The 12821-nt window shown below is 31.3% G+C and carries 11 protein-coding genes; 1 reads left to right on the forward strand and 10 read right to left on the reverse strand.

Going from position 1 to position 12821, the window contains the following annotated elements:
- Positions 1-206 precede the first annotated feature (206 nt).
- The gene (locus B6F84_RS09610) at positions 207-797 is read left to right on the forward strand and encodes a translin family protein (RefSeq protein ID WP_148692036.1); all 591 of its coding nucleotides are present in this window, start codon (positions 207-209) and stop codon (positions 795-797) included.
- Here B6F84_RS09610 and lysX read toward each other — a convergent pair.
- From lysX to B6F84_RS09660, 10 genes are all read right to left on the reverse strand, one after another.
- A complete protein-coding gene (gene lysX / locus B6F84_RS09615) occupies positions 783-1628 on the reverse strand; it encodes a lysine biosynthesis protein LysX (protein WP_148692037.1) in 846 nt (281 codons plus the stop codon). The genes B6F84_RS09610 and lysX overlap by 15 nt on opposite strands.
- Positions 1625-4774 (reverse strand): carbamoyl-phosphate synthase (glutamine-hydrolyzing) large subunit, encoded by a 3150-nt coding sequence (gene carB / locus B6F84_RS09620; protein WP_148692038.1) that lies wholly within the window; start codon positions 4772-4774, stop codon positions 1625-1627. Before carB ends, lysX begins: the two co-directional genes overlap by 4 nt.
- A complete protein-coding gene (gene carA, locus B6F84_RS09625; RefSeq protein ID WP_148692039.1) occupies positions 4761-5879 on the reverse strand; it encodes a glutamine-hydrolyzing carbamoyl-phosphate synthase small subunit in 1119 nt (372 codons plus the stop codon). The genes carB and carA overlap by 14 nt, the downstream gene beginning before the upstream one ends.
- Complete coding sequence (gene argH, locus B6F84_RS09630) at positions 5860-7194, reverse strand: argininosuccinate lyase (protein ID WP_148692040.1); 1335 nt, start codon at positions 7192-7194, stop codon at positions 5860-5862. Before argH ends, carA begins: the two co-directional genes overlap by 20 nt.
- A 5-nt stretch (positions 7195-7199) precedes the next feature.
- Positions 7200-8375: an argininosuccinate synthase gene (locus B6F84_RS09635; RefSeq protein ID WP_148692041.1), complete on the reverse strand. Its 1176-nt coding sequence runs from the start codon at positions 8373-8375 to the stop codon at positions 7200-7202.
- 97 nt (positions 8376-8472) lie between these two features.
- Positions 8473-8613 (reverse strand): ribbon-helix-helix domain-containing protein, encoded by a 141-nt coding sequence (locus tag B6F84_RS09640; RefSeq protein WP_148692042.1) that lies wholly within the window; start codon positions 8611-8613, stop codon positions 8473-8475.
- A gap of 99 nt (positions 8614-8712) precedes the next feature.
- Positions 8713-9162 (reverse strand): hypothetical protein, encoded by a 450-nt coding sequence (locus B6F84_RS09645; protein WP_148692890.1) that lies wholly within the window; start codon positions 9160-9162, stop codon positions 8713-8715.
- 55 nt (positions 9163-9217) lie between these two features.
- The gene (gene purM, locus B6F84_RS09650) at positions 9218-10186 is read right to left on the reverse strand and encodes a phosphoribosylformylglycinamidine cyclo-ligase (protein ID WP_148692043.1); all 969 of its coding nucleotides are present in this window, start codon (positions 10184-10186) and stop codon (positions 9218-9220) included.
- Positions 10180-11610 carry a phosphoribosylamine--glycine ligase gene (gene purD / locus B6F84_RS09655; protein WP_148692044.1) on the reverse strand — a complete coding sequence of 477 codons (1431 nt, stop codon included), beginning with the start codon at positions 11608-11610 and terminating at the stop codon, positions 10180-10182. The genes purM and purD overlap by 7 nt, the downstream gene beginning before the upstream one ends.
- Before the next feature lies 1 nt (position 11611).
- Positions 11612-12817, reverse strand: a complete 1206-nt coding sequence (locus B6F84_RS09660; RefSeq protein WP_148692045.1) for an amidophosphoribosyltransferase — start codon at positions 12815-12817, stop codon at positions 11612-11614.
- Positions 12818-12821: the final 4 nt, after the last annotated feature.

Below are 12821 nucleotides of genomic sequence, written 5' to 3' on the forward strand. Positions count from 1 at the left end.
TATTAATCTAATAAACAGTTTGAATAATTTATTTAATTGATATCAATAATATTTTAAACTAAGTAATTAACATCATACTATACGAATAGCTCACATGTACTCATAGTATTTGCTAAATATACTTTAAAAAAATTATAGTTCCTTAATAGAGCTAGATAGTAAATACTTACCTATGACTTTTTTATTATTACTAACCACTTAATGTTATGTTAGAAGAATTAGAGAATTATTTAAACTCAGCTGAAGAAAAATTGTCTCTCAGGTTCGATAATAGAGAAAAATTGCTTCTAATGTCTAGAGAATTAATAAGGTTATGTGGTGAAACAATATCATTATCGCATAGGCAAAATAAAGAAGAAGCACTAAAAAAATTCTCTCAAGCTTTACAAAAAGCAAAAGATATACAACAAATTACGTCTAAATATCCGGATTTAATTTATGGAGATATCGTAACATCTTTCCAAGAGCTTGCAGAAGCAAGTATAGTAACATCAATCTATTTTAGAGATAAACCTTTACTTCCTTCTGATCTAGGAATATCAGATATTTGTTATATATTAGGAGTCGCAGATGCAATCGGAGAAATGAGAAGAGCAATTTTAGAGTTTCTAAGGAAAGGAAATATAGAAAAAGCAGAAGAATTCTTCAATATTATGGAAAAATTATATGAAGACATTTGGAAACTGGAATATCCTAAATCGTTAATTCCTGGCTTACGTCAAAAAATAGATAATCTTAGAAGATTATTAGAAGAAACAAGACATGACTTGTTTTTAGCAAAGTTAGGAAAAGTTTGATATGATATAATTTACTAATTTTTCTGGAACGTTTATACCAGTTGCTAACATGAATCCCTTAAATTCTGGCGTATCATTTAATTCGTTTATAACATATCCTTTAGATGAGTGCTCTAGAACGTCTATAGATATAAATTCTCCATTAATTACGCTTGCTGCTTTTAATGCAATTTCTTTTAATTTGTCATCTACAACTAATGAAGAAGGATTACCTCCTAAAGCTACATTTGCTCTCCATTCGTTAGCAGGAATATTTCTTGCATAACATCCTAGTAATTCCTTTCCCATTACAATACATCTAATATCCCTATTTTTGTCTTTAATATATTCTTGAACTATGTGTACTTTTAATGCAGAATTTCCTAGCATCTCCCTATGTTCTATTATTGTTTTTCCTTCGAATAAATCTCTGACTAAAGATACCATTCTTCCCCAACTGCCAATTGGTGGTTTGTCTATTAATGGATATCCTATCTGTTCATATGCTTTTAAAGTAGCATCAGGTGACATGGAAATGATAGAATCAGGTATTGGTATTCCTGCCTTATATAATTTTGAATAAGTCAATATTTTATCTCCAGCAGTAGATATTACTTCCATAGAATTTATTGTATGAACTCCAACACTTTCAAATACTGCAGATGCATATAAAGATCTATACATGCTTATAGCCCTTATTATTGCTACATCATATCTTCCTAGTGCTCTATTGAACGGTAAAGGTTCTTGAGCTACATTTATTATATCGTAATTAATTTGTTTTTCATTTAGAGTTTTTACAATTAACTTTTCTTCTTGTCTAATAATATCTACAACTAATGCTACTTTCATTGTAAACCACTGTAAAATTTCATTTCATTAAATGATAAATTATCTTTATTTAAAAATGCAATACTTAATTCCTTACCTAACCTACCATTTAATATAAGAGGGATATTATAGTCAACTGCATCTCTCCTTATTTTGTAATCTACATCCTTTAAATAGCCATTAGTTATTATTATTCCGATTTTACCTGATATAATTAACTTTTCTACTGAACTTGAATCAACATATTCACCTTTATCTATACCAAATTTATCTAATGTAATAATCTGCATACCGTATTTTTCTAAGTTATCTGCTGCTTCATTAAGAAATTCTTCATTTCCTTTACCATATATTAACGCATAGTTTCCTTTTTCTGGAATTTTATTTGGAATAGATGATAGCCAACTCTTTAGTAAGGCGTCATAGAAATTTAAGCCAAACGATGCTGCCTCTCCAGTACTTCTCATTTCTGGACCTAACATTGGATATGCACCTCTTATTTGCGTCCATGAAAATTGAGGCGACTTTACAGCCCAATATTTAGATGGTGGCTCGTAAAATTCATCAATTCCTAATCCTACGATTATTCCATCTAAAGCTTTTTCAATAATATTAATTCCTTTAGCTTTACTAGAGAATGGCATTGATCTGCTAGCTCTTAAATTCAATTCAATTATGTAAGGAGTATTATCCTTAACTACAAACTGCAAATTAAATGGACCTTTAATATTTATCTCTCTAGATATAGTTAAAGTATATTCTTTCATTTTATTTACTATAGATTCTGACAACAATCTGTAAGGAATAGACATTGTAGCATCTCCACTATGTACTCCTGCTTCTTCTACATGTTCTATCACAGTTCCAATTGCTCCTTTTCCATCACTAGCACCATCAATTTCTGCTTCTATAGCATTATCTAGGAATTTGGAAATAACTATAGGATATTTTGTAGAAATTTGAAGCTCTTTTATTAACTTCATTAGCTCAGACTCGTTATAAATTATTCTCATTGAAGATCCACTTAATACATAGCTTGGTCTTACTAATACTGGATATCCTACCGTATCTATAAACTTCTTGACCTCGTCTAGATTTATAGCAGATATCCAGTCAGGTTGTTTTATATTTAATTTATCTAATAATTTAGAGAATTTTTCTCTATTTTCAGCAATGTCTACACTAGAACCTGAAGTACCTAGCAAAGAGATACCATGCTCTTCAAGAGATTTCGAGATATTATTACCTAATTGTCCGCCTGTAAACGTTGCTACATACCTAAAGTTTTCTTTCTTTATAATGTCTATAGTCCTTTCTAAATTAACCTCATCAAAATAGAGTTTTTTTGCTATGTCCCAATCTGTTGATACTGTTTCAGGGTTATAATTCAATATTGCTACGTCATCAAAATATTTAGTTGCGGCATCCAATAGTGATACTACACTCCAATCAAATTCTACAGATACTCCTATTCTGAATACTCCTGCACCTAGTATTAGCAATTTATTATGCGAAGAAGATACTTCTATATCATCTTCATTACCATTATATGTTAAGTATAAGTAATTTGTAACTGCAGGCCATTCACCAGCTAAGGTATCTATTTGCTTTATTGATGGAAATACATTTTTTTCTACTCTTATTTTCTCTATTTCTCCTAAAGGTACATGATATGCCTTAGATAATTGTTCGTCGCTAAATCCTAATCTCTTAGCTTCAATCAATTTATCTATATTTATAGATCTATCATTTTTTAATTGTAAATAAAAGTCTACAAGATTTTTAATCTTATTTAAGAAGAATTTATCTACTCCAGTAGATTCATATACTTCATCTATTGTTGCACCTTCCTTAAATGCCTTTGCAGCGTAGAGGAACCAGTATGGATATTTATTCTTTAAGTATTCTAATGCTTCTTCTTTTGTCATATTAGAGTCAAAAATTTTACCTCCTACAATACCTGGTTCACTGATATCTAACATTCTAATAGCCTTCTGTAATGCTTCTTCAAATGATCTGCCTATGCTCATTACTTCTCCTATACTTTTCATTTCGGTAGCTAAACTCCATTCAGCATTTTCAAATTTTTGCAAATCCCATCTAGGTATTTTAATTACAACATAATCTAAACTTGGTTCAAAGCATGCACAAGTCGAACCAGATACTTTGTTAATAACTTCGTGCAATGAATATCCTAATGATAATTTAGCTGAAACATAAGCTAATGGATAACCAGTGGCTTTACTTGCTAGAGCGCTAGATCTAGACATCCTTGGATTAGTTTCTATAATGTAATTTGTATAGCTTTTAGGATCTACAGCAAATTGTACATTGCATTCACCTGTTAAATTTATTGATTTTGCTACTTCAATAGCTCTACTCCTCATTTCTTGATACTCGTAATTATCTAATGTTTGACATGGTGCAATTACTGTGGACTCACCAGTGTGAGTACCCATAGGATCTAAATTTTCTATACAAGCTATTACTGCACTATTTCCTTTATTGTCTCTTACTACTTCATATTCCAATTCTTTCCAATGATATAGATATTTCTCTATAAGAACCTCATGAGTATAACTTTGAGAGAATGCTCTTCCTATTTCTCTCTTTAGCATTTCCTCATTAAAAGCTACAGTAGATCCTCTTCCTCCTAGATTAAAACTTACTCTAACCATTACTGGATATCCTATTTCCCTGGCTTTTTCTATTGCTTCTTCTTCACTTTTTGCCGCTAAACTTGGCGGAACTGGTAATCCTACATCTATCATTGTCTCCCTAAATTTTTCTCTACTTAAAGCTCTTTCAATACCTTCTATTGGAGTCCCTAGTACTTTTATTCCATATTTTTGAAGAATGCCTTTCTTATATAAATCAACACCTACATTTAATGCTGTTTGGCCTCCAAAGCCTATCATAATACCGTCTGGTCTTTCTTGTTCTATGACTTTCTCTACAAACCACCAATTTACTGGTAACATATAGATTTTATCTGCAATTTTATAGCTAGTTTGAACTGTAGCTACGTTTGAATTGACTAAAACTGATTGTATTCCTTCTTCTTTTAATGCCTTTAAGGCTTGACTTCCACTATAATCAAATTCAGCTGCTTCTGCTACTTTTATTGGCCCTGAGCCTATGACTAGAACTTTCTTAAGGTTTTCCATTTTTTATCACCTGATCAAATTTATCGAACACCCATGTCACATCCCAAGGACCTGGATTTGCCTCAGGATGAAACTGAGTAGTAATTATTGGTAACTTTTCATGAATCATCCCTTCTATTGTTCCATCATCTGGGTTGATAAACCACACTTTCATATCTTTTGGAACATCCTCTTTACTTAATATTCCATATCCATGATTATGAGTAGTAATATAGCATTTTTGTGATTGTAAATCTACAACTGGCTTATTTATTGCTCTATGACCATATTTCATCTTCTTTACTTTTCCTCCTAATGCTATTGCAGTAATTTGATGCCCTAGGCATATGCCCATTATTGGAATTTTGTATTCCATCAAATTTTTATAATTTTTAATTAATGATGATAGTAAATTTGGATTACTAGGTCCATTACCATATACTACTCCCTTAGGTGAATAGTCCATGATTTTATCCGCTGAAAAATTACATGGAACTCTTACTATTGTATATCCTCTTAAGTAAAGCTGATAAAGAATACCATGTTTTATTCCGCAATCAACTAATACTATAATTCCTTTATTAGATTTACCAGGATGAATTATTGGAGATTTGGGAGAAACATAAGTAGTAAAATCAATTTCATCGTACTTCTTCTCTAGGTATTTTCTAGGATCGTCTATTTCTCTCCCAGAAGAAATTATTCCCATCATTGTTCCATATGTTCTAATTTTTTTAACTAATGACCTTGTGTCTAAATCTGAAATAGCTGGAATATCATAAGATTTTAACCACTCATGTAATGATTTACTAGAATTCCATTTGTAAGGATCAGTTTCTTCTGCTACAACTAATCCTGAAACTTGAATTTCTTCAGATTCAAAGTTCCTCAATATTCCGTTTTCTCTTATCTTTTCTGGTATTCCATAATTCCCAACTAGTGGATGTGTTATTACTAATATTTGGCCTCTATATGATGGATCTGTTAAACTTTCTGGATATCCATTCATTGATGTTGTGAATACAACTTCTCCTGATATTGTCTTATCAGCTCCAAACCCACAACCTTCAATTATAGTCCCATCTTCTAAATATAAATATCCTTTTTTACCCCTCTTGCAAATCATTTTCAATCGCCTCCAATTGAGAGATTTTTTGTGTTATATTTTGAATATAATTATTCAATTTCTTTTTATCAAATTCTAATCTATCTTGTGCATACTTAATATCATTTAATAGGATATTTGGATTTGGAGATCCCTCAGTTTTCTTTAAATTTATAGATTCAGTGAAATTAATTGAAGGTATAAAAGTGCCCGCTCTAACTTTATCAGCAACAGTAAAATAAGCTTTTCTATATGGAATATTGGACTGAGTTAGCTTTTCTGCTTCATCAGTAGCTAGCATTGAAGGATCTAAATCTTTTTTAATAACCTTTATCCCATCAAATAATGATATTAATACTAAAAGGGATTTATTCACTATCATAGTGCAATTCCAAAAATATTTGTTAATTTCTTGTAAATCCAAATCATATCCTGATGGTAATCCCTTATATATTGCCATCATGCTATTAAGAAAACCTATACATTCTCCTGCTTTAGACCTGAGAATCTCCATTGTTACAGGATTTCTTTTTTGAGGCATCAAACTACTAGTACTCACATGATTATCTGGTAATTTTACTAAGCCTAAAGTAGAGTAAACTACCATATCTTCTGCAATCCTACTTAACGATAGCATTAGATTTGTAAGCTCCATAGTTGATGAGATTAAATCGGATCTAGATGAAGTAGCTGAGATAGTATTGATTATAACGCTATCAAATCCTAGCAACTCAGATTCCCTATTCCTATCTATTTCTACATTAGATCCAACAATAGCTCCACTTCCTAAAGGAGATCTATTAACATTTTTTAGACTATCAAAGATTATATTCCATCTAGAACTTAATTCTTCTTCTAAATAAAGTAAATAATGAGAAAACGTAGAAGGTTGAGCAAATTGCAAATGAGTAAATGAAGGAAACAATGTATCAGTATAATCTTTACTTTTATCTATTAACAATTGCCTTAACTCGTTAACATTTTGTAATATAGAAATTAATTCTTCTCTCATTTTTAATCTTAATGCAGTAGCTACGTGATCGTTTCTACTTCTTCCCAATCCTATCCATTCTCCTGCTTCTCCAGCATTTTTGATTATATGATCCTCTAACGCTTCATGAATATCTTCGTAACCGGCTGGTATTGAATTAAATGAATTTATTGCATTTAATACTTTACTACAATAATCCCTATTTATTATCTTTTGCAAATATAATTCTATAACATGAGCTTTCATAGTCAATTTTACTTCATTAAGGATATAATTATCGGTATCAATAGACGAAGTAAAAGTAACTACTTCGTCTTCCTTATTTCCCCATTTCCTATATAACATTTTAATTACCCATACCTAACTTTCCTAGCTAATAACGAATGCATTCCCCATATTTCAATAAAGCCTTTAGCCATTTCTTCAGTAGGATACCATCCTTTATTATAACTCGCTACTTTATCGGAATATGAGGAATAAGGAGAATTTCTACCTAATATTCTTATACCATCACCATAAATTTCTAATTCTACATCTCCGGTTATCCATTCATTCATTTGTAAGCCTGTCTTCTCTATTGTTTCTTTTAGTGGCTCATACCATAAGCCTTCGTATACTAAATCACTCCATGTTTGATCAAGATTTTTCTTAAATCTTAACTCTAATGGTGTGTACACAGTTTTCTCTAAATCTTTATGAGCAGAAATTATACATAAGGCAGCAGGAACTTCATATATTTCTCTTGATTTAAATCCTACAACTCTGTTCTCTAAATGATCTACTCTACCAAAACCTAAATTGCCAGCTATCTGAGTTAAAGTGTAAATTATATCTAGTAAATCCATCTTTTTACCATTTATTTTTACTGGAACACCTTTTTCGAATGAAATAATAATTTTTTCTTTTCCGTCTTTTATTTTTTTGGTTATCTCAAATGCATCCTCTGGAACTTCAGTAAATGGATTATCTATTATATCTCCTTCAATACTTCTTCCCCATAAATTTTCATCAATGCTATATTTACTACTCTCTTCTTTTATTGGAATTCCATGCTCCTTAGCAAATTTTACTTCATCTTCCCTAGTCATATTCCAGCTTCTTGCTGGAGTTATAATCTTGGCATTAGGCATATTAGCTTGAATAGCCAAATCAAATCTTACTTGATCATTACCTTTAGAGGTAGATCCATGCGCAATATATTCAGTGTTTTCTTTTTTTGCAACTTCTACTACTTTTTCGGCAATTAATGGCCTAGCTAAGGCAGTAGATAGAGGATATACGTCTTCATATAAGCCGTTCATAATTATGTCGTATAAAACATATTTTTCAACAAATTCTTTTTTTGCATCTATAGTGTAATGTTTGCTAGATCCTGCTACATATGCCCTTTCTTCTAATTTTTTAAAATCGTCTTTTTGACCTACATCAACGCTAACTGTAATTACATCAGCATTGTATTTTTCCTTTAACCATCTAATTGAAACTGTAGTATCTAACCCACCAGAATATGCTAAAACTATTTTCATTCCAAGATAAGGGACTTAATCAAAGTTAAAAGCTATGTATACCATGAAAATTACGTTATTCCTATAAAGAGAATGTTGAAGGATTACCTTAATTCTTTCACTTTACCTTTCGATTCAAATAAAATTTTATAGCTTCTTTTATGAAATCAGTTCGACTATCGAAACCCAATTGCTTATACCTATTATCTATTTGTCTTACTAGTTCTTCTTTTAGCCTAACGCTAATTACTTTTCTCATTATGTATCAATTATAAAAATACATGACAATTAAAAAAGGCTTTACTTCGAATTATGTAAAAAGAGTTTAAAAAGACTGACCAAAAATCAAAAATTTTCCTTAACTTGCTGAAGTAAATATTACGGGCTTTTCCTTTTTTGCCTTTATTTCGTCTAATTTTTCCATCATGTCCTTTATTGTAAGTGTAAGAACGTCCTTATGATATTTTCTAACGTGCTCTTCTGCGTCTTCTCTAGCTATTACTGTATTACAAACTGTACATGTGTATACTCCATTTTCATCTCTATTAACTATCGGTTTAATGCCTGATGACATCTCCTTAAGAATCGGAATAAGTTTCTTAGCTCTAATTTCGCTACCGCTCTTCTCAATAATTCTTTGAGCGTAACCTCTAAGTTGATGCTTTGAAATATTATATCTATGTGCGACTATTGCTGGTCCTTCGCCATTAACTAGATATTCTTCTAGAGCTTGTACTAGGTAGTCGCTTCCTCCTAATATTTTTAGTGCTACATAATTTATTAAAGATTTCATATCTACGGGTTTCATATTAGCCACTAGACACACCATTATGCTTTAGAGTTTAAAAGGTATTCATTAAATTCTATATATGAAGAACAACGTTCTTATATGTAAAGATTGATATTCCCGTACCTTCAGAAACTTTTCCAATTTCATAGATATCGATATATTTTTGAACAGTTTTTATTATATCATCCTTATACTCTGGAGAAGTAAAAATAGTCATACCAATGCCCATGTTAAAAACTTTATACATTTCCTCATGACTAATTCCACATTTTTCAAGCTCTTTAAATATTTCTTGAGGTTCCGGCAAACTAAGTTCAATCTTATAATTAGTAATCCTTCTCAGTTTAGAAAATGAACCACCAGTTATATGCGCAGCAGCCTTTATCTTATCTAAAACCTCAAGTATTGGTTTAACATAAATTTGCGTAGGCTTCATAAGTTCATCTTTCCAAGTATCTAACGAAAGTTTTCCTTCAGCTATTAATTTCCTAACTAAAGAATATCCATTATCGTGAATTCCATTACTGCGTAATCCTAAAATTATATCTCCAGGCTTTACATCCCTTCCATCTTTAATTTTATCTACAGTACCTATAGCAGTACATGCTAAGTCAAATCCATTAACTACATCAGGCATTATAGCAGTTTCTCCACCTACGATTTCAGCATCTGATTCTTTAGCTCCTTTAACTAAACCCTTCATTACTTTATCTACTACTTCATCCATTGGCTTTTCCATTGCTAGATAATCCACTACTGCTAAGGGCTTTGCTCCTATAGAGATAAGATCATTAACATTCATAGCAATACAATCTATTCCTATAGGTTCAATTATTCCAGTTTTTAGAGCTAAAATTGATTTAGTACCAACACCGTCAGCATGCATTGCCAATTTTAAACCATTTACATTAATAATACCAGAATAGTGACCAGCACCTAATATAGTATTTTTATATGTTTTAGAAATTTCACTTGCAACTTTACTATGGAAATCTCTTAACTTATCTAAATCTACGCCAGATTTTGAATACTCACTCACCATAAACCACCATTAGGAGACCAGTCAGCAGAAACTCCTAGTAAATCTTTCTTTTCTCGATTTTTATATGAGTATCTAACTATTTCAGCCTTTTCTTTCATCTCATCGATTGTATTACCTATATCGGTCCTATAAACCATTTTCCTATCACTTGAAATAAAACCCATACATTGATCTAATCTCTTCGTCGCCTCATTAAAAGAGCTTGCTAACGCTACTAACTCCAATGCTCTAGATCCTTTAGATATAATCTGTCCTTCATTTAATTCAACTGAACCGAAATATAAAATACAACCTTTTTCCCTTATTTTTTCTAAATCTATATAAAATCTCTGTCCCTTAGCTATAGACTTATCTAATGGATATCCATATGGAGCTATTGCTCTAACTACTGAAACTAAATTATCCTTTACTTCTAATTTAGCCTTAGATAATTTACCTTCAGCAGCAAATTGCAAAATTTCCCCAAAATCATTATTTATCCTTGGAACTATTGAAGCAGTTTCTGGATCACCCATTCTTGAATAGTATTCGATAATTGTAGGTCCCCACAACTCTGTGAGCATCATCTGGCCCGATATAAAACCCTTATAACTTACTCTAGTTTCATCTTCTATAGCTTTAGAAGTTAACTTAACTATATCGAGACTCCTCTCGTATTCTTCTTCATTTATAAAAGGCAACAATTTACCTGGTCCAGAAATAGATCCCATACCTCCAGTCTCTGGGCCTATCCCATCTTGATATGCATGTTTATAGTCTTGAGCTAAAGGTAAAGGCAAATAACTATATCCATCAGTCAATACATGAAGAGTATATTCTGGCCCATCAACTCTTTCTTCTATGATAATTTTTACTTCATCAGAAACTAAGCTACCTATTTCATCTACACTTTTACTTAATGCTTTCCTTTTATCTTGAGATAAATACGCTTGTAAATCAGCTACAACTTTTACTCCTTTTCCACCAACTTGTTCAGAAGGTTTTATTGCTACTGAACCTCCATAATCTAAAATAAATTTAGCAGCATCTTCTAGATTACTAAATGTTTTAAATCTCAATCTTCCTGGAATATTATATTTCCACATTAATTCTCTCATCCATGCTTTTGATTTCTCTATTTGTGCATCATTTTTACTAGGGCCTACTACTGGTATACCTTCATTATAGAAAACATCTGATACACCATTAAATAGAGGATCTTCTGGCCCTATAACACTAAAATCTGGATTTACTTCTGAAATGACTTTCTTAACGAAATCTGGAGAGTTTATATCGCCTATGAAATATTTTCCTTTGCTTTTTTCTACAATATCTTTAATTCCAGGATTAATAAATGATGAGATTGCATAAACTTGATAGTTGATTAGTGTACTTGCTAACGCATGTTCTCTAGCTCCTTCTCCTATTAATAATACTTTAGTCATTTTAGATCACCTTAGGATATTTTCCTACCATACAACCTACGCATAGATTCTTATTTCCTATGACTTTATATAATCCTTCTAAACTTAGCCAGTAAATAGAGTCAGCTCCTATCACTCTAGAAACTTCTTCATCGCTTAGATTAGCAGCTATTAATTCATTTGAAGGAGGAACTTCTACTTCATAAGGACAATATGAAATCAATTTTGGACTACCTATTAAAACATGAACTTCCTTTGCTCCTAATCTTCTTAGATTATAAACTGTATTTTTCAATGTTGTACCAGTTACCATAGAATCATCAATTAGAATTACTCTTTGTCCGAAAACTGCAGATTTTATAGGATTTAATTTTAGTTGAACTCCAACTATTTTAAGAAAATCGTCTGAAGCAAGCATTGTTCGTATTGGACTCCCAGTTCTTGTAAAGCCTAAGTTCATAGGAATTCCAGTTTTTCTAGAATAGCCTAATGCAAAAGGCAGTGCAGTTTCTGGAACTCCAATTACTGTATCTGCATCAATTTTTCTCTCTTCAGCTAATTCTTCCCCTATTTTTATCCTTAAATCATAAATAGGCTTTCCATTAACATAGCTGTCTATTCTAGATTGATAAATATATTCTATTGAACAATAAGAGGACTTAGGCTCAACTAATTGTTTAGTTTCAATATTATACTTATTCATTAATACTAGCTCTCCAGGTTTTATCTCTCTTCTAAAATCTCCACCTATTACTATTATTCCAGTCATTTCAGATGCTATTATCCCCATATCAAATCCAAATCCTCCTAATGCTAATGGTTTTAGACCACTATCGTCTCTATATGCTATTATTTCTCCCTCTTTAGTTAAGGCAATAAGTGAAAAAGCTCCTTTTACGTTTTTTAAATTCTCTGGATCTTTCAATATTATTTTGCTGATTTCTTCTGGAGTTTCTTTTGTTATTCCGTCAATTGTAATTGCCATTTGATCAAAAAGATATAATTTATTTTGTCTACTTCCAGTATATCCTATTCCTGCCCATCCTTCGTCATTTATTTCAAAATCTTCTGGCGCTAAATTACTATCAGATTTTAATATTTTCTCATTTAATATTGCAACAGAGGTATTTGAATATCCTCTATGTTGTAATCCCATCAATGAATATTTTAAAAATTTACTTATGTTCCAAATTTTATCATATGATAAAATACCTACTATTCCACCCATTTTT

It is taken from the genome of Acidianus manzaensis (assembly GCF_002116695.1).
Lineage (GTDB): Archaea > Thermoproteota > Thermoprotei_A > Sulfolobales > Sulfolobaceae > Acidianus > Acidianus manzaensis.

Coding starts and splice junctions, on each gene's coding strand:
- B6F84_RS09610 (WP_148692036.1), top strand. CDS start 207: ATGTTAGAAGAATTAGAGAATTATTTAAACTCAGCTGAAGAAAAATTG.
- lysX (WP_148692037.1), bottom strand. CDS start 1,628: ATGAAAGTAGCATTAGTTGTAGATATTATTAGACAAGAAGAAAAGTTA.
- carB (WP_148692038.1), bottom strand. CDS start 4,774: ATGGAAAACCTTAAGAAAGTTCTAGTCATAGGCTCAGGGCCAATAAAA.
- carA (WP_148692039.1), bottom strand. CDS start 5,879: ATGATTTGCAAGAGGGGTAAAAAAGGATATTTATATTTAGAAGATGGG.
- argH (WP_148692040.1), bottom strand. CDS start 7,194: ATGTTATATAGGAAATGGGGAAATAAGGAAGACGAAGTAGTTACTTTT.
- B6F84_RS09635 (WP_148692041.1), bottom strand. CDS start 8,375: ATGAAAATAGTTTTAGCATATTCTGGTGGGTTAGATACTACAGTTTCA.
- B6F84_RS09640 (WP_148692042.1), bottom strand. CDS start 8,613: ATGAGAAAAGTAATTAGCGTTAGGCTAAAAGAAGAACTAGTAAGACAA.
- B6F84_RS09645 (WP_148692890.1), bottom strand. CDS start 9,162: ATGAAACCCGTAGATATGAAATCTTTAATAAATTATGTAGCACTAAAA.
- purM (WP_148692043.1), bottom strand. CDS start 10,186: ATGGTGAGTGAGTATTCAAAATCTGGCGTAGATTTAGATAAGTTAAGA.
- purD (WP_148692044.1), bottom strand. CDS start 11,610: ATGACTAAAGTATTATTAATAGGAGAAGGAGCTAGAGAACATGCGTTA.
- B6F84_RS09660 (WP_148692045.1), bottom strand. CDS start 12,817: ATGGGTGGAATAGTAGGTATTTTATCATATGATAAAATTTGGAACATA.